The organism is Streptomyces sp. NBC_00250 (genome assembly GCF_036192275.1).
Classification (GTDB): domain Bacteria; phylum Actinomycetota; class Actinomycetes; order Streptomycetales; family Streptomycetaceae; genus Streptomyces.
This window is the reverse complement of sequence record NZ_CP108088.1, coordinates 799,509-816,872: the sequence shown is the minus strand read 5'-3', so window position 1 is coordinate 816,872 and position 17,364 is coordinate 799,509. Positions and strand designations below refer to the sequence as shown.

Genomic DNA, 17,364 nt, shown 5'->3' with positions numbered 1-17,364 from the left:
TCGAAGGCGTAACGGACGGGACGCGCCATCAACTGCGCTCTGTGTTCAATCTCTTGACACACGTGTTTCGTCGGTTTTACGTTTCCGGCGTCTTGAGAGCGCTCTCTCGGCTCGCTCGGAGCTCACTCGGAGCTCTCTCGGGGTGTGCACTCATCACCCCCTTTCCCCGCGCATCCCCTCCGTGCCCCCACTCGTCGCGACGACATGAGGTGCCGTACATGTCAGCCCCCCGCACAAGACCGGCCGCCGCGCTGGTTCTGGTCTCCGCGCTCGCAGCCCTGGGACTCGGCCCCGCCGCCGTCCCCGCGGCCGCGGCCACCGTCCCCACGGGCGCCGGAAGCTACTCCGACACCCGTCCCGCCGGAACCTCCGGCCCCACCACCAACACCGGCGCACCGGTCACCCCCAAGGTCACCCCCGCCGCCCAGGGCAAGCCGGTCCCCACCAACGACTGGTGGTCCTCCCTCGCCTTCCAGCGCTACGGGGACAACCCGTACTCCACCCCCATGTACGGTCACCCGCTCACCTACCAGGCCGTCGCCGGCGGCCTTGAGGTCGGCTACCCGACCAGCCCCGCCATCGTCGGCGACGGGCGCCAGTACGAGTTCGCCCACAAGCGCGACCTCACCCTCGGCCTCACCGGGCTGAACTCGCCCGACACCAAGGCCGACGCCTGGTCCGACTGGACCGTCACCCCCTACTGGTCCGACGGCGCGCGCACCCTGCGCACCACCATCGGCCACGGCATGCCCTTCGTGTACGCCAAGGGCACCGGCGGCGACGCGAGGATCACCACCGCCACCGCGCCCGCCGTCTTCGCCGATCAGGGCAACGTCCTCGGCATCACCGTCGACGGCCACCACTACGCGCTCTTCGCGCCCACCGGCACCGACTGGAACGTCTCCGGCTCCACCATCACCGCGGGGCTCGGCGGCAAGGACTACTTCTCCGTCGCCGTCCTGCCCTCCACCGACGCGCTCGCCACCTACCGGAAGTACGCCTACAGCTTCGTCACCGGATCCACCGTGAACTGGAGCTACGACGCGGGCACCGTCCGCGCCACCTACGCCCTCACCACCGAGGCGAAGGAGGGCACCGAGCGCGGCACCCTCCAGGCGCTCTACCGCCACCAGTGGCTGAACACCACCGACCCGCTCACCCCGTACACGTACGTCTCGCCCCGCGGCACCATGAAGGTGCGGGAGTCGGCCTCCTTCACCACCAGCCAGAAGGCCGCCGCCACCCTGCCCGGACTGCCGGCCGACAGCGGCGTCGACACCGCCCGCCTGCGCGGCTACCTGAACGAGGTCGCGAACTCGGCGGACCCCTTCTCCGGAGCCGTCGACACCTACTGGACCGGCAAGGCGCTCGGGAAGCTCGCGCAGCTCGTGCCGCTCGCCGACCAGATCGGCGAGACCGCGCTCCGCGACAAGCTCCTCGGCCAGATCAAGGGCCGGCTCCAGGACTGGTTCACGGCCGGCGGTGCCAACGAGTTCTCGTACGACACGGCCTGGAAGACGCTCACCGGCTACCCGGCCTCCTACGGCAGCGACACCGAACTCAACGACCACCACTTCCACTACGGCTACTACGTGTACGCCGCCGCGATCGTCGCCCAGTACGACGCGGGCTGGGCCGCCGACTCCGCCTGGGGCGCGATGGTCAAGACCCTGGTCCGCGACACCGCCAACCCCAGCCGCACCGACACCGCCTTCCCCTTCCTCCGCGGCTTCGACGTCTACGCCGGACACAGCTGGGCCAGCGGACACCAGGGCTTCGCCGCCGGAAACAACCAGGAGTCCTCCTCCGAGTCGACCAACCTCAGCGCCGCCCTCGTCCTCTGGGGCTCGGCCACCGGCAACACCCAACTCCGCGACCTCGGCACCTACCTGCTCACCACCGAGGGCGAGGCCATCGCCCAGTACTGGTTCGACGCCGACCAGCAGGTCTTCCCCGGCGCCTTCCAGCACGACACCGCCGGCATGGTGTGGGGCAGCGGCGCCGCCTACGCCACCTGGTGGACGGCCAACCCCGAGGAGATCCACGGCATCAACGTCCTCCCGGTGACCGGCGGTTCACTGCACCTCGGCGGTCACAAGGACGCCGTCCGGCGCAACATCGCCGAGATGGAACGCGAGAACCCCGGCCCCGCCGTCGAATGGCGCGACATCCTCTGGGAGTTCCAGTCGTTCGCCGACCCGGCAGCGGCCAAGGCCAAGTGGGACGCGGGCAACGCCGGTTACACCCCGGAGGCGGGCGAGTCCAAGGCCCACACCTACCACTGGCTCACCGCACTCGACACGCTCGGCGCGCCCGACGCGACGGTCACCGGATCCATCCCCACCTCCGGCGTCTTCACCAAGGGCACCACACGGACGTACGTCGCCCACAACCACGGCGCCACCGCCCGTACCGTCACCTTCTCCGACGGCAAGTCGCTCTCCGTGCCCGCACGTTCCACCGCCAGCGGCACGGGGACGGGCAGCACCGATCCCGACCCGGACCCGGAGCCGTCCACCGGCAACACCTTCCAGCTCCGCACGGGCGGCACGCTCACCACGGCCACCGGCGCCACGGCGGGCAGTGACACCGTCCTCTCGGCCCAGGGCGGCAACCACGACGGCACCCCCGACCGGCCGGTCGTCTACGAGGCCAAGGGCGTCAACGGCACCCTGAAGGCGGGCGGTTCCACCGCCTTCCGCCTCCAGCTCGACGCCGGCACGTCCGTCGGACTGGGCCAGCAGGCCCGGATCAGCTACGACCTCACCGGTGACGGCACCTTCGAACGGACGGAGACGTACCACTACTTCGCCACCGACCCGGTGACCGGCTGGGAGGAGTACGCCCAGTCCCGCGGCCTCAAATCCGCCACCGGAACGCTCGGCAACCTGACGGGCGGCACGGTCCGCCTGGAGGTCTGGAGCGCGATCGGCAACGGTGACTCGCGCGTCCAGACGGGCACGGACCGGTCGGTGGTGGTCATCCCCTACGACTGACGCATCCCCTCGCGTACCACGGTGGGCCCGGGTTCCTCCTCACCCGGGCCCACCGTCGCACGTTCGCTCGCCGTACTTCCTCCTCAGGCCGAGTCGCGGCGCACCAGTGACGTCGGCGTGATCACGGATGCCGGTACCTCCGGCCCCGTCCCGTCGAGCAGCCGCATGAGCAACTTCACCATCAGCCGCCCCATGCCCTCGATGTCCTGGTGCACGGTGGTCAGGGACGGGGAGGTCCGGCGGACCACCGAGTCCATGTCGTCGAAACCGACGACCGCCACGTCCTCGGGGGCGCGCACCCCGCGCTCCCGCAGGGTCAGCAACGCGCCGGACGCCATCAGGTCGTTGGCGACGAACACGCCGTCGACGTCGGGCCGCCGGTCGAGCAGCTCGGCCATGGCACGGGCACCGCTCTCCTCCGTGAAGTCGCCCCGGCACAACAGGGCGGGGTCGGCGTCGACGAGGACGTCGTGGTACCCGTGGATCCGGTCGAGCGCGGACGTCTGGTCGTCCGGCCCGGAGATGTGGGCGATGGTCCGGCGCCCGAGGTCGACCAGGTGCCGTACCGCCTCCCTGGCGCCACCGCGGTTGTCGCAGTCGACGTAAGGCACCGTCGGACTCGTGCCGGGAGCGGGCCGCCCGCCGAAGACCACCGGGATGCGGGTCCGGTCGATCACGGCCGGCAAGGCGTCGTCGTTGTGCAGGGAGAAGGCCAGCGCGCCGTCGACGTGACCGCCCCCGAGATAGCGGGCGATCCGGTCGTGATCTCCCGGGCCCTCCACCCACAGCAGCACCAGCTGGGCGTCGTGCGCGGTCAGCTCCCGGCTGATGCCCCGCACCTGCTGCTCGAAGAAGGGATCGGAGAAGATCCGGAACTCCGGCTCCGCGATGATCACCGCCACGGCGCCGTTGCGCCGGGTGACCAGGGAGCGGGCCGCGTGGTTGGGTACGTAGCCGAGCTCGTCCACGGCCCTGCGCACCTTCTCGACCAGCGGAGGACGCACGCCCGCGCCCCCGTTGACGACCCGGGAGGCCGTGGCGCGGGACACGCCGGCGCGAGCGGCGACGGCTTCCAGCGTGGGGCGGGGCCCCGTGGTCTGCTCGGGCAAGGCGGGCGCTCCTCGACTGCGTGGGGTGGGCTGCGGTGTGCGGGCTGCGGTGTGCGTTCTTGTGCGGATCAGGATATCTGTACCCCCCCACGCGCTGAGAGCGCTCCCAGCGCGAAAGGTCTCCGGAAAACCTCGTTGCCGCGTCCCGGCCGGGCTGACTACCGTCCGAGCCCTACGACGTGTAGCTCAGCAGCAGAGCGCCGGGCTCGGGACCCGGAGGGCGCGGGGGCGGAACCCGCCACGTCGGCTTATGGACACTCACGCTGACAAGCAGCCACCGATCGTGTCGGGCTCCTACGCCGAGGGGCAGCTGGCCCGAGCCTTCGTCACCGCGCTCACCCACGCCGACCCGGCCACGCGGGCGCGTGCCGAGGAGCGGGCCGGCGGCTGGCGCCGCGTACTCGCCGGCATGGCCGCCGGCACGCTGCGGGTCGGCTCGCGCACACCGGCGCGGGGTCTGCCCGCCTGGGTGACCCTGGAGGTGCTGCACGGGGGCTTCGCCACCGGCGCCGCCCGCGCCGGCGGCCCGCTGCTGCCGTACGAGGCCGAGGCGGCCAGGAGGGCCGGTGTACCGGAGGACAGGGAATCCCTCTTCGCCCACTGCCTCACCGAGCAGGGACTCGCGGAACTGTGGGACCTCCTCGACAGCACCTGCTACGAGGTGACCGTCCCCGAGGAGGCCGCGCTGCTCACCGTGGCCTGGCTCGTACGGGCCGGGGAATCCGAAGCGGCCCTCGAACTCGTCCGGGAGATCGGCCCGTTCGCGGCCACGCTGCGGTTTACCCCGCGCCCCACCGCGACCGCGGCGCCCGACACCGAGGCCGTACACCGCCGTACGGTCGCGCAGGCCGCGGCCAAGCTGGCCGCCCGCGGCCCGAACACCGCCGTCGAGACCCAGCGCGAGGCGCTGGCCGTCTGGCGACCCTTCGAGGACGAGCTGCTCTCCCACTGGCTGGAGACGGCCGGCCCCGATCACCGGGTCCTCGACCGCGACCCCGGCCCCGGGTGGCACGAGCGCGGCGCCGCCCTCCTCGACCGCTACCGGGTCCTGGCCCGGGAGCACACGCTGTGCGGCCGTCACCGAGACCTCGCGGGAAATTCCGGGATCCTGCGCGGAGCCCTTGAGGAGGCGGTGGCCGGGCGTCCGCTCACCCCGCGGCGGCTCGGGTTCCTGCGGCACGCCGTCGCCTCGATGGTCCGCAAGAGGGGTCTGCCCGGTTCGGATCGGCACACGGCGGTACGCGTCGCCCGGGCGGCGCACGCGGCGCTGCCCTCCCACCGGGACGTCGCCCATCTCGTCGCCCACCGGATGTCCGGCCTTCCGCAGGAGACCGGCGCGGCCGACGTGACCGCACTCGTCGCCCCGGTGACCGAGGCCGAGGAACGGCGGTCGGGCCTGCCCGCCGGGACGGCCCTGCCGCCCGCGATCCGCCGCGTGGTCGAGGCTGCGCGGAGCGCGCCGCTCCACACCCTGGTGGAGCTCGGCGTGGTGCCCTCCGCCGAGGTGATGGCCGAGCTGGTTCCCCAGCTCGTCGCCGCCGAGACCGCCGCGGCCTACCGGGATGCGCCGCTGCGCGCGCTGACGGCCGCCAACTACCGGGCGTTCCGCAACCGCCGGTCCCTCCTGATGCTCAACCTGGAGCGGCAGGTCAGGCCCGAAGAACTGCCCTGGGTCCGCGCCGTGTCGGCACAGCGGGCCTCGGACACGCGCGTGCGTGCCTCCGCGCACACGACGCTGCGCCGGCTCGCCGAGGTCGCCGTGGACGGCTTCCCCGGCACGCTGCTGCCCAACCCGCTCGTCCGAGAACTCGCCGTGCTCGCCCGCCGGACCGATCTGGACGCCCCTCTGGTCGAGGAACTGGGCGGGGACATCTTCATGGGCACCTTCAGCCCGAAGTTCCAGGCCGCCGCGGTGGTGGCCGGAGAGCTCCTCGGCGGCGGATCGCTGTACGAGCGGTACTACGGCATCGACTACGCCGCCGTCCTCGCCCTGGCCGACGGCGGGCCCGGACCCGGGGAACCCCGGCGGAAGGCCGCGCGGGACGCACGGGAGTTCGCCGTGCTGTGCCAAGAGCGGGCCGGTGCGCGAGACCTCTACAGCGTCGCGGAGAACGGGACGGTGATCGAGCAGGCCCAGATCCTCACGACCCACAACCTCGCCACCCTCGTCCACCGCGTCGGCATCACGCCGGCGACCGGCTGGGCGGACCTGGCACGGCGTTGCTTCGTGACGGTGTGCCGTCTGACGGGGCGGGCCCACCACGAACAGCGCCCGCTCGGCACGGTCAAGGACGCGGCGTACGCCTGGCGGCACATGCTGTTCCACCTGTCGCTGTGCGACGAGGGGGAGGCGGCCGGGGTACTCGCCTGGACGCGCGGGGAGGCGGCAGGTCACCCCGCGCACGTGGCCGCCCGTCTGGCACCGGCCCTTGCGGGTCTGCGGATGGTCGCCGACGGCGGGTCCTTCGCCGCCGACGGTACGGCCGACGCCGGACGGGCCCGCAGGCTCACCGGCTGGACCGCCACGGGAAGGCACTGGCTGTGTGCCGAGCCGGCGGGGCCGGGTCGACGGTGAGCCTTCTCCGGCGGGGGCCGGCCCGTGGCCCCGCCGGCGCGGGACGGCGGTGAGCCGCCCCGGCAGCGACCTCCGCGGCGGTGAACACCCGCTGCCTCGGGCGGTGTCAGTGGTGCGTGCGACGATCCAGGACATGATCGCCTCGCTTGATGCTCTGTTGCCCGCCACCGGCAGGACCCACGTCTCGACCACGTACGCCGACTGGGTCGACCTCCACGACCCCGATGCTTCCGTGGCCACGCGTGAGCTGGTCGACGCCATGGGGACCGAGCTCAGTCGGACCTGGACCAAGCCCGGTGCGTTCGTCGACTCCATGGCGTGGCGCGCGCGGCGGCTTCCGACGGCGCACCTGCCGTGGTTCTGGGACACCGTCGGGCACCGGCTGATCGGTTACGGGAGCCGGCCGGGAGGCCGCGCCTACGTGGCCGCGCGGGCCGCCGAGGCCGAGCACGGGCTGCCCGTGGATCCGGCCTACCGCCGGGCCAACGGGCTGCTGTTCGCCGCCGGCGGGGCCATGCCGGCCAAGGAGTTCGGTGCCCACCAGAAGTTCCTGACCGGGACCCTGGAGCCCGTCGAGGCACACGCCGCGCTCGGGGCGTTCCTGACCGCCTGGGCCGGGTCGAAGGCCGATCTTCCGGCCGACCTCGTGCGCCGCGTCCGGGCCTCCGCCAAGGCGGCCGGGCACGGCGACGACGAGATCGCGCGCGTGGTGGCCGCCATCGTGTCCGTCGCCCGGAAGAAGTCCGTGCCGGACGCGCTCCTCATCGCCGCCGAGCCGGTTCTGACGGCTCATCCGCCCACGGAGGACGTCGCCGCCGGATTCCTCGAAGTCTTTCCCGAGGGGGTCACCGACGGCGGGGCCTGGTTGCGCGTGCTGATCGGCTGCGGCGCAGCGGAGGCGATGGAGGCCGGACGGCTCGTACCGGAGGGGGGACTGCACCGCTGGGTCGGGCACTTCGTCCACATGTACCAGTACGCGCAGCAGTCCCGCGGCGGCGTCGGGCGCCAGCAGCTGCCGCCCGAGTTCCTCGACCTCGTCGGCAGGCTGGGGCCGCGCCTGCGGGCCACGGACGACGCCGTGACCGTCCACACCACCCGGCACCACTACCAGGGCTTCGACGCGGACGTCCTCGACGCCCTTCTGGCGGCCGGGGCCAAGGTCGTCGACCCGGGACCGGAGACCCGGATGCGCTTCTGGGGCGAGAAGTCACGGCGGGACCTCACCGCCCTCGCCGCCGACCCGGTGTTCGGCTCCCGTCTCGAAGGAACCGTGCACGCCGGCCTGAAGCCCAACTGGTACGGCGCGCCCGCCCGCAAGCCCGGTTCCGCGGTCACCCTGCTCCCCGGCAACGAGGGCATCGCCCACGAGGTGGCCGCGCGGGTCGGCAAGCTCGTGGACGTCGTCGGGGGCGGCGGAATGGCGGGAGCGGAGGAGTCCGTCACCGAGCTGGAGACCCTCCTCGACCGGCCGACGGTGACGGCGCTCGGCGGGATCGTCGACGCCCTCGCCGGCACGTCCGCCGGTGGCGCGCTGCGCCGCTCGCTCGCGGCCGGTCTGCCGGAGGAACTGGCCTGGCCCGCGCTGGAGGCCGTGTACGAGGAGTTCGCGGCCGACGCCATGGGCACGACCGGGGATCCGGCAGCGGACGCCGAGGCCGACGCGCTCGGTGCGGCCGGGCTTCCCGGAGTGGAGGGCGTGACGTCCACCTGGCCGGTGCTGACCGTCTTCGGGCGCGACCGCGCCGTCGCCGTCGACCCGGACGGGGTGCGCGGCTCCTGCCGGTTCACGGTGCCGGAGGACGCGACCATGTTCGCCGTCCACTACGTCGGCGGCACGTTCCTCGTCAGCTGGAGCGTCAAGCCGAGCCCGTACTACTGCGACACCGCCTTCTGGGTGGACCGGCCGGAGGAGCCGTTCACCCCGGAGGAGCTGGGCGGCCTCGTGCCCTTCGGCGGCAGCCTGGACGGGGCCTACGGCTTCCAGTTCGAGACCGCCGACGGGGGCGGGCGGCACGGCGGCTTCCGGGTGACGCGTCCGGGCGGCACGGAGGGCGTCGACCGGGACGAGCTGCAGCTGAGCGACGGCAACCGGATCTGGACCAACGCCGTCTACGGACGGCAGCCGTGGGAGGCCGTCGACCCCGTCACCGGCGCGCGGCAGGGCGCCACGCCCCTGCCGGACTTCCCGGGCCGCCCCGCGAGCACCGATCCGGCCGTCGAGCCCTCCGAGGCGGACATGACCCTCGCCCGCGAGGCCCTGCAGCTGGCTCCGCTCCCGGCCGGTCTGGCCGATTCCCCGCTGGGCAGCCGGGACGGGCTCGTCGGGACCCGCGTGCTGTTCCGCACCCGGCACCGCGACCACGCGCCCGACCACTACCTCCTGGAGAGCATCGACGGCCGCAAGGCCCGGTTCGACATCGACCGGCCGGGACAGGAGCCCTGGGGGCTCTGGGCACCGCCGGAGGGCGCCGTGGAGGACGTGGTCCTCGCCGAGGCGGAGACCCGCACGGGCGTCCGCGCGTACACCGCCGACGGCGTCCTGCTGTGGGAGCTGGACGGCCACCACTCGCCCCGCCACCGCCGGGGGAACCCGAACCGTCGGGTCACCACGTCCCTCGGCGTGGCCCTGCCGCCCGCCTTCTGGTACCTGCTGAGGACCAGGGACGAGGCAGGGTCCAAGGCGCTGCGGACGGTGGAACAGCAGACGGCGGACACGCTTCTGACCGCCGCCCTCGACAGCGCCGAGGCGCTGCGGGCCGCCGTGGCGCGGGAGCTGCCGGACGTCACGGACCCGGTCCTGGTCGAAGGCGTCCTGGCGGTGGCCGGCCGGGCCGCCCGCGTGGAGGAGCGTCGGCGCGCCCTGCACCGGCGCGTCACGCTGCTCGCCGAGGCGCCGCCGGTCCTGCCGAGCCGCGCAGTACCGGACACCGAGCTGATGCCCGCACTGTTCGGTCTCGTCGTGGACGGGAAGAACGACATCTGGCAGCGCACCGCCGACGTCGCCCAGCCCGCGACCCTGAGCGCGCTGGCCGCCGACGGCGCCTGCCTGGCCGGGACGATCGTCGAGGAGGTCCGGCGGCTCTCCCCGCCCGCCGCACCGCACGACTGGTCGCAGCTGCTCGGCGCCATCGACGCGGTGGCCTGGCGGGCGGCCGTGGCACCGACGCCCGACACGGAGCGGGCGGCCCTGCGCGCGTTCCTGGAGACCTGGGCCGACCAGCCGTTCGCCCGCGCGGGCAGCCGGTGGTGGGTCGGCCGCGCCTCCGACGCCGAAGACCTGGACGCGCTGCGGGAGGGCGGTACGGCCGTCGCGTCCGCCGCGGTGTGGGACGGCGGGAAGGCGGCCTGGTTCGTCGCCGCCGCCGAAGGGACGCACGCCGAAGGGACGTACGCCGAAGGGACGTACGCCGAGGAGACGGCCGCCGGGGAGACGGGCGGCGACCCCGTGCCCGTGGCGGCCGCCCAGGCGCGGCTCGTCCGGGTCGAGCGGGACGACGCCACCCGCCTGCGGGCCCTGCTCGCGGCGATCGACGCGCACGGACCCCTCCCCGTGCCGGAGTCCGCGGCGGCGCGTTTCGCCGAGCTGACCGGCGTACGCCGCCCCGTGGCGAGGCTCGTGATCGCCGGCCTGGTCGGCCGCCGCGACCGGGACGCGGACCGCTCCCTCGCCCGCAAGGCGCCGTACAAGGCGAGCCCGATGACCGCCGAGGCGTACGAGAAACTGCGCGTGCGGCTCGGCGGAGCCGGGCGCAGGGCCGTCCTGGCCGCCGCACTGCCCGAGGACCCGGCCGAGCTGTGGCGGCCCCGCGGGGTCGAGGCGGCCGTGGAGCGGATGGCCGGCGTGTGGCGGGAGCTGGTCGGGACGCTGCCCGCCGTGCACGACGAGGCGGCCGACGCCCTGGAGGCCGACCTCGGACTCTCCGAGGTCTGGGCACGACGTCTGGCGGGCGGCTACGAGGCCGCCGAGGACGCGACCGTGCCCGCGGCCGACTGGGACCTCGCGGCGCCCCGGTTCGGCCGGGGGGTGGAAGTGAGGGCCCTGCCGCCGGCGGGACCCGAGCTGCCCTACGGCACCCCCGTCGGCCTCGCGATCGGGGAGATCGCCAGTGCGCTGGTCTGGGCGTGGACCGACCGTCCCGTCGGCGACCCGGCGTCGACCGGCGCGACGGCCCTGTACGAGCGCCTGCGGGCCGAACTGTCCCGTCCGGAACTGCTCGTCGAACTGCCCGACGGACGCATCCAGGACACCACGGCGCCGATCGCCGAGCGGTTCGGGCCCGCGCAGCTGCCCGTGTCGCTGGACCGCCGGAAGGAGGAGAAGGAGATGCCTCCGCTGACCGCGTACGACTCCGGCCCCCTGATCGTGTGCGTCCCCGGCGGTGACGCCTTCCTGCGGCCCGCCGTGGTCGCCGACCCCGAGGCATGGCGCCGCGTCCGCGAGATCACCGACCTCGCCGAGGAGCTCGACCGGTTCGCGCCGCTGCTGGCCGGTGGCGGACTCGACCGGATGATGCGCCGGGCGCAATCGGGAGCCGTACCGGACGGCGCGTACGAGGCGGACCCCCGGCAGTCCTGCCCGGAGCTGGTCGCGCGCGTGGCGGAGGAGCTCGGCGCCGGGACGGACGCCGCCGCGCTGTACCTCCAGCTCGCGACGCTGGCCGCGCCCACCGACCGGAACGTACGGAGGTGGAACGGCTGGACGACCAAGCGGCACACGGAGGTCCGGGCGGAACTCATCGCCACCGGCGCCGTCCTTGAGGCCAAGCGGGCGCGGGCGGGCCGGACCCTGTTCCTGCCCGGCGAGTGGACCGAGCTGAAGTCCCCGCACCTGCCCCTGGAGAAGGTGAAGCTGACGAGCCACCAGGTGCGCCCCATGTACGGCAACCAGATCCGGGCCCCGTTCGTACGGGTGCTGCCGACGGCTCCGCTGCACGAGATGTTCGCGGAGGCGTGGGAGCGCGAGCGGGGACAGGGCGTCTGACGCGGCCGGAGGACCCACCCGGGCCCGGGTGGGTCCTCCGGCTCAGTCGTCGTGGAGTCCCGCCACGAAGGCGTGGGCCAAGGTACGGGTATGGGTGAGGGTGATCAGCCAGGACCGTATCCCCGCCGCCTCGGCCAGGGCCGCGGCCCGGCCCGTCAACCGCAGGGACGGGCTCCCGGACGGGGCGCGCAGCACCTCGATCTCGGTGAGGACCGAACCGGTGATCCCCACGCCCAGCGCCTTGAGCACCGCCTCCTTGGCGGCGAAGCGTACGGCGTAGCGCTCGGCCGAGTCGGCGGGGATGTCGCAGTACGCGCGCTCGCCGGCCGTGAACACCCGGGCGGCGAACCGTGGCTGGCGGGCGAGGACGGCTCGCATCTCGTCCACCTCCACCAGATCCGTACCCACGCCGAGGACCCGTCTGCCGACCAGTTCGCGCGCGGCGGCCGCGGCCGCCGCGCCGACGGACCCGCCGGTCACCCCGGGTCCTTCGCCGACCCTCTCGGCGCTCGCTCCGCCGTCCACCGAACCGATCATCATGCCAAGATCCAACTTTCTTGCTCCGTCTGGCGATCGGCCGATATGGTGCCGAGCCGTCACCCATGATGGAGTACGCGCGCGCCGTCACCGAGCGCCGACCGAGAGGGTCCCCGCGATGAGTCTGCGGTTCACGCTTCAGCCCAACCCCGCTCCCACGAGTCCCGAGCGGCGCGCCGAGATTCTCACCGACCCCAAGTTCGGCCAGTACTTCACCGATCACATGGCGCGCGCCGTGTGGACGGCGGGCGGCGGGTGGAACGACGCCGCCGTGGTCCCGTTCGCCCCGATCCCCATGCACCCGGGCGCCGCGGTCCTGCACTACGCGCAGGAGATCTTCGAGGGCATGAAGGCGTACCGCCACGCCGACGGATCGGTCTGGACGTTCCGCCCGGAGGCCAACGGCGAGCGGTTCGCGCGCTCCGCCCGGCGCCTCGCGCTGCCCGAACTCCCGGTGCCCGCCTTCCTCGACTCGGTCACCGAACTCGTCCGCGCCGACCGGGCATGGGTGCCGACCGGCGACGAACAGAGCCTCTACCTGCGCCCGTTCATGTTCGCCTCGGAGGCCTTCCTCGGTGTACGGCCCGCCGCCGAGGTCACGTACATGGTCATCGCCTCGCCCGTCGGCCCGTACTTCTCCGGCGGCATCAAGCCGGTCTCGATCTGGCTGTCCTCGGACTACACCCGTGCCGGACGCGGCGGGACCGGGGCCGCCAAGTGCGGCGGCAACTACGCGGCGAGCCTCGCCCCGATGCTGGAGGCCGGCGAGCACGGCTGCGACCAGGTCTGTTTCCTCGACGCCGCCGAGGGCCGGTACGTCGAGGAACTCGGCGGCATGAACCTGTACTTCGTGACGGACGACGGTCGCCTCGTCACCCCGGAACTCGGCACCATCCTGGAGGGCGTCACGCGCGCGTCCATCCTCGCGCTCGCCAAGGAGATGGGGCTCGACGTGGAGGAACGGGCCGTCGAGATCACCGAATGGCAGGAGGGCGCGCGGAGCGGCGCGATCCGTGAGGTCTTCGCCTGCGGCACCGGCGCGGTGGTCACCCCCGTCGGGCGGCTCGTCTGGACCGACGGCGAGGTCGTCGCCCCGGACACGGGCGCCGAGGACTCGGTGACGATGCGACTGCGCCGCCGTCTGGTGGACATCCAGTTCGGCCGGGCGGACGACCCCCACGGGTGGATGCGGCGCCTCGTCTGACCGGACGACGGAACGCCGGGGCCGTACGGCGACAGCCGTGCGGCCGCGGGCCGCAGGTCCCCCGGCACCCGCGCCGCCCCGCTGCCGGCCGCCGCGCTGCCCCGCCGTCCCCGCCGTCCACGCCCGCGCCGCCCCGCCGTCAGCGCCTGCGCTTTCCCGCCGTCAGCAGACCGAGTCCGACCGCCTCGTTCGGGCACGCGCCCCCGCAGCCGTCCCCGGTGAAGGTGGCGCCCTCGGTGACCGGGAGACAGGCGTCCGCCAGGTCCTCGGCCCGGAGGGCGCGGCCCTTGCCCACCCCCTGCTGCACGGCGAGGGCCACCACTCCGGCCGCGTACGCCGTCGCCCCCGACGTCCCGCTGGAGACCAGCCAGCCGTCGTCCGGGGCGGTTCCGTCGTAGGCGCTGTTCCGGCGGTCGAAGAGACAGCCGGGCTGGGTCGGGAAGACGATGTAGTCACCGTGCGGCATCGTCCCGCAGGGGCCGGAGAGGTCGGGGACGCTCCGGCCGGGGAAGACCGCCGAGCGGTAGCTCGACGCCAGGTCGGACGCGCGCCGCTCGCCGTCCGGACCGATGTGGACCCCGCCGACCGTCAGGGCGCCCGGGGTGGCCACCGACTGGAACATGGCGTTACGCCGATCGGTGGAACCGTTGCCCGCGGCGAACAGCACGGTGATGCCCCGCCGGATCGCGGCGGCGACCTCCAGGTGCAGATGCGGCTCCTCCCGCAGCGTGCCCCAGCTGCACGAGACGATGTCGGGTTCCAGACCCACCGCCCGTTGGAACGCGGCCAACGGGAAGGAGAACGCCTCGCTCGCCATCTTGACCATGGTGAGTTCCACCCGGGGCGCGACGGCGAGGAGCAGCGCCGACATGGCGGTGCCGTGCCCCCGCTCGTCGGCCGCGGGGTCGAGGCCGGTGAGCGCGGGCACCACGGACGTCGAGTAGCCGTGCGCGCGGTGATGCGGATGGGCGTACAAGCCGGTGTCGACCATCACCACCCGCACCCCGTCGCCCCTGATGCCGGCCGCGTGCAGCGGCTCGGCGCCGGCCACGCGGACGACGTCCTCGGGCAGCCGCAGATAGCGGTCGGTACGGGCCGGCGGCGGGGCGGCGCTCACCGTCAGCTCGAAGCCGGAGCGGGGGACCCGCACCTCGGCGATCAGCTCGGGGTGCAGACGCGACCGGAGGGCCCGCGGGGCCTTGAGCTCGTACCGGACGGAGCCCCGGATGTACTTGTTGCGGGCCGGGAGGACGGGGCTTCCGAAGGCCTCCGTCAGCTGCGCGTTGTCTCCGGAGACGGTCAGGCCGACCTCCGTACGCGCCTCGACGGCCAGTCCCTCGGAGGTGAACGCGTCGGCGAGGCGGTCGACCACCCCGGGGGCGGGAAGGAACTCCTCCACCGGGTGGCGCGCCAGCAGGGCGGGATCGTCGCCCAGTCGGAGCCCGGAGGCCGAGCGGGGAACGACGGTGACCACCCCGCGCCGCTCGAAGCGGGCGAGCTCGTCCTCCACCATGCGGTGCCTTCCCTTCAGCTGTTCGCGAGTGCCCGCAGGCGGTGCCGGTCGAGCTTGCCGGACGGCGTCAGGTCCACGTCCTCGTCGGTGAGGAAGTCGATCCGGGCCGGCAGCATGTAGCCGGGCAGCCGGAGGGCCAGTTCCCGGCGCAGCTCGGACTCGTCGGGACCGGACCCGTCCCCCCGGCCCAGGACGAAGAGCGTGATCGCCTTCCCCGTCACGGGGTGTTCGGCCGGCACCGCGCAGCAGTCCGTCACCCCGGTCACGGCGAGCGTCGCCGCCTCCACCTCGGACAGGTGGACGAGATTGCCGTTGATCTTGAGAGCGTCGTCGCGGCGGCCCAGGAACACCAGCGCGCCGTCGTCCCGCTGCCGGACGTAGTCGCCGGAGCGGTAGAACCGGCCGCCGCCCGGGCCCGGCACTTCCACGATCGCCCGGGCCGTACGGTCGGGTTCGCCGCAGTAGCCCACCATCACCTGAGGTCCGCCGATGAGCAGCTCCCCGGTCTCGCCGTCCGGGACCGGCCGGAGCTCGTCGTCGACCACGAGCAGGTCGACGCCCGGCAGGGGGCCGCCGATGGGCAGGAACTCCTCCTCGTACCCCGCAATGTCGTCGACGAGGAAGAGCGTCGCGCTGTGGGTGGTCTCGGTCGGCCCGTACCCGTGGACGTACGTGAGTCCCGGCGCCGTGGCGGCGAACGCGCGCAGCACCGGGACGGGGCAGGACTCGCCCCCGAACCAGAGCCGCCGCAGAGAGCCGAGATCACGGCGGCCGGCGTCGCTGAAGCGGCCCACCAGCATGCGGATCACCGAGGGCACGAGCAGCGTGTCGGTGATCCGCCACTCCTCGACGGCCCGGGTGATCTGCGTGGGCATCCGCAGCCTCGGCAGCAGGTGCACGCTGCCGCCGACCAGGAACGTCGACCACAGGTCGACGACCGAGGCGTCGAAGAACAGCGGCGCCACGTTGAGGAATCGCATGCCGTCCTCGAAGCCCACCACCTTCTGCACGCCTTCGAGGAGGGCGCACAGCGAGCGGTGGCTGATCACGACGCCCTTGGGGGATCCGGTCGATCCCGAGGTGAAGACCACGTACGCGTGGTCCTCGGGGCTCCGGCCGCCCGGGGGCACCGGACGCACGTCGGTCTCGGCCGCAGGGTCCCACCCCGGGTCCCCGGAATCCGCCCCGACGGTCACCACGCTCCCCGCGGGCGCCCCGTCGAGCAGCCCCCGGTGGTCGGGGTGGACCAGGGTGACCGTCGGCCGGCACAGACCCAGCAGCAGGGAGACCCGGGCGGCGGGCAGCGACTCGTCCACCGGCACGTACCGGGCCCCGAGCCGAAGCGCCGCCCACATCGCCGTCACCGAGGCGACCGACTTGTCCATCACCAGGGCCACCGTGGAGCCCCGGTCCACGCCGAGCCCGGCCAGCAGGTCGGTCAGCGTCTGGGTCCGGCGGGCCAGGGTCCGGTACGAGACCACCTCACCGGTGTCGAGCGCCACCACGGCCGTGGCGTCGCTCTCGCACCGGCGTTCCAGGACCTCGTCGGCGAAGAGCGGCACGCCGCCCCCGTCCACGAACCCGTTCATCCGTCCTCCTGCCGGGTCAGAGGGGAGTCGAGCCGACGGCGGATCGCGTCGAGCAGCTCCGGGAACGTCTCCATCTTCTGGTCGTACGAGCCGAAGTGACCCATGCCGTCCAGCACCGTGAACTCACTGCCCGTCAGGCCGTGCAGCTCCTCGGCGACCTCGAAGGGGACCCAGGGGTCGTCCTTCGAGTGGAACTGCGCGATGAATCGCTGGTTGCCCCGGATGGCGTCCCAGTCCCACGGCCGGTCGAAGAACCCGCTGCGGCGCTCCAGTTCGAAACCGCAGTCGGTGTGGTGACCGGCCACGGCGAACGTACCGAGCAGCGGTGCCGTCTCGGCGTACCGGAACGCGGTGAGCGCGCCGGAGGAGTGCCCGACGATCACCGTGTTCTCGTCCGGCCGGATGACGTCCGTCAGGTACGGCAGCCAGTACCGCATCCGGCCCTTGATGGGGTCCGGAAACGTCTCGGCCACGACCTGGTGGCCGAGGGCCTCCAACTCCCGTTTCAAGTACGGGAACCAGATGCCCTCGACACTCGCCCCGGCGTTCCCGTGGATCAGTACGATCCGCACGTCAGACAGGGGACACCTCGTCGTCCAGGAGCTCTTCGAGCAGCTCGGACAGCGAACCCAGGGTCGCGAAGTTCTCGACCGTCAACAGCTCCGGTTCGAGCTCGATGTCGTAGAACGTCTCGAAGGCCAGGGTCAGTTCGATCATCTGGGTCGAGTTCAGCGAGAGCCCGCCGTTGAACAGCGGGGTCCCGGAGGTCAGTTCGACCCGTTGGTGCGGGAAGATCTCGGCGATGACCCCCCGGAGGTCGTCCTCGATGTCCGCCTGCGTCTTGCGGTCGCTCACCCTCG

The 17,364-nt window shown here is 73.4% G+C and carries 10 protein-coding genes and 1 tRNA gene; 5 read left to right on the top strand and 6 right to left on the bottom strand.

What is annotated here, in order from left to right:
- Positions 1-218 precede the first annotated feature (218 nt).
- Positions 219-2,996: a glycosyl hydrolase gene (locus OG259_RS03470; RefSeq protein ID WP_328940821.1), complete on the top strand. Its 2,778-nt coding sequence runs from the start codon at positions 219-221 to the stop codon at positions 2,994-2,996.
- An 83-nt stretch (positions 2,997-3,079) separates the two neighbouring features.
- Here the strand turns inward: OG259_RS03470 and OG259_RS03465 are convergent, their stop codons facing one another.
- Complete coding sequence (locus OG259_RS03465) at positions 3,080-4,105, bottom strand: LacI family DNA-binding transcriptional regulator (RefSeq protein WP_328940820.1); 1,026 nt, start codon at positions 4,103-4,105, stop codon at positions 3,080-3,082.
- 175 nt (positions 4,106-4,280) lie between these two features.
- Between OG259_RS03465 and OG259_RS03460 the strand changes: the two genes are divergently transcribed.
- From OG259_RS03460 to OG259_RS03450, 3 genes are all read left to right on the top strand, one after another.
- Positions 4,281-4,352 (top strand) — tRNA-Pro (locus OG259_RS03460).
- A gap of 3 nt (positions 4,353-4,355) precedes the next feature.
- A complete protein-coding gene (locus tag OG259_RS03455; protein ID WP_328940819.1) occupies positions 4,356-6,680 on the top strand; it encodes a hypothetical protein in 2,325 nt (774 codons plus the stop codon).
- Between the two features lie 133 nt (positions 6,681-6,813).
- On the top strand, positions 6,814-11,661 hold the full coding sequence (locus tag OG259_RS03450) for a hypothetical protein (RefSeq protein WP_328940818.1): 4,848 nt from the start codon (positions 6,814-6,816) through the stop codon (positions 11,659-11,661).
- Between the two features lie 42 nt (positions 11,662-11,703).
- Here the strand turns inward: OG259_RS03450 and acpS are convergent, their stop codons facing one another.
- On the bottom strand, positions 11,704-12,201 hold the full coding sequence (acpS, locus tag OG259_RS03445) for a holo-ACP synthase (protein WP_328940817.1): 498 nt from the start codon (positions 12,199-12,201) through the stop codon (positions 11,704-11,706).
- A 115-nt stretch (positions 12,202-12,316) separates the two neighbouring features.
- Between acpS and OG259_RS03440 the strand changes: the two genes are divergently transcribed.
- Complete coding sequence (locus OG259_RS03440) at positions 12,317-13,402, top strand: branched-chain amino acid aminotransferase (RefSeq protein WP_328940816.1); 1,086 nt, start codon at positions 12,317-12,319, stop codon at positions 13,400-13,402.
- Between the two features lie 139 nt (positions 13,403-13,541).
- On the opposite strand, the gene OG259_RS03435 is transcribed toward OG259_RS03440, so the two are convergent.
- Genes OG259_RS03435 through OG259_RS03420 form a run of 4 tightly spaced genes read right to left on the bottom strand, consistent with a single transcriptional unit; the run spans position 13,542 to position 17,359 of the window.
- Positions 13,542-14,915, bottom strand: coding sequence for a S8 family serine peptidase (locus OG259_RS03435; RefSeq protein ID WP_328940815.1), 1,374 nt, complete (start codon positions 14,913-14,915; stop codon positions 13,542-13,544).
- Between the two features lie 14 nt (positions 14,916-14,929).
- Entirely contained in the window at positions 14,930-16,504 is a 1,575-nt protein-coding gene (locus OG259_RS03430) for an amino acid adenylation domain-containing protein (protein WP_328940814.1), read from the bottom strand.
- Positions 16,501-17,076, bottom strand: a complete 576-nt coding sequence (locus tag OG259_RS03425) for an RBBP9/YdeN family alpha/beta hydrolase (protein WP_328940813.1) — start codon at positions 17,074-17,076, stop codon at positions 16,501-16,503. The genes OG259_RS03430 and OG259_RS03425 overlap by 4 nt, the downstream gene beginning before the upstream one ends.
- A gap of 1 nt (position 17,077) precedes the next feature.
- The gene (locus tag OG259_RS03420; RefSeq protein ID WP_266899925.1) at positions 17,078-17,359 is read right to left on the bottom strand and encodes an acyl carrier protein; all 282 of its coding nucleotides are present in this window, start codon (positions 17,357-17,359) and stop codon (positions 17,078-17,080) included.
- Positions 17,360-17,364: the final 5 nt, after the last annotated feature.

What these genes read in the sequence shown, in the direction of transcription:
- OG259_RS03470 (WP_328940821.1), top strand. Translation starts at nt 219, where the DNA reads ATGTCAGCCCCCCGCACAAGACCGGCCGCCGCGCTGGTTCTGGTCTCC.
- OG259_RS03455 (WP_328940819.1), top strand. Translation starts at nt 4,356, where the DNA reads ATGGACACTCACGCTGACAAGCAGCCACCGATCGTGTCGGGCTCCTAC.
- OG259_RS03450 (WP_328940818.1), top strand. Translation starts at nt 6,814, where the DNA reads ATGATCGCCTCGCTTGATGCTCTGTTGCCCGCCACCGGCAGGACCCAC.
- acpS (WP_328940817.1), bottom strand. Translation starts at nt 12,201, where the DNA reads ATGATGATCGGTTCGGTGGACGGCGGAGCGAGCGCCGAGAGGGTCGGC.
- OG259_RS03440 (WP_328940816.1), top strand. Translation starts at nt 12,317, where the DNA reads ATGAGTCTGCGGTTCACGCTTCAGCCCAACCCCGCTCCCACGAGTCCC.
- OG259_RS03435 (WP_328940815.1), bottom strand. Translation starts at nt 14,915, where the DNA reads ATGGTGGAGGACGAGCTCGCCCGCTTCGAGCGGCGCGGGGTGGTCACC.
- OG259_RS03430 (WP_328940814.1), bottom strand. Translation starts at nt 16,504, where the DNA reads ATGAACGGGTTCGTGGACGGGGGCGGCGTGCCGCTCTTCGCCGACGAG.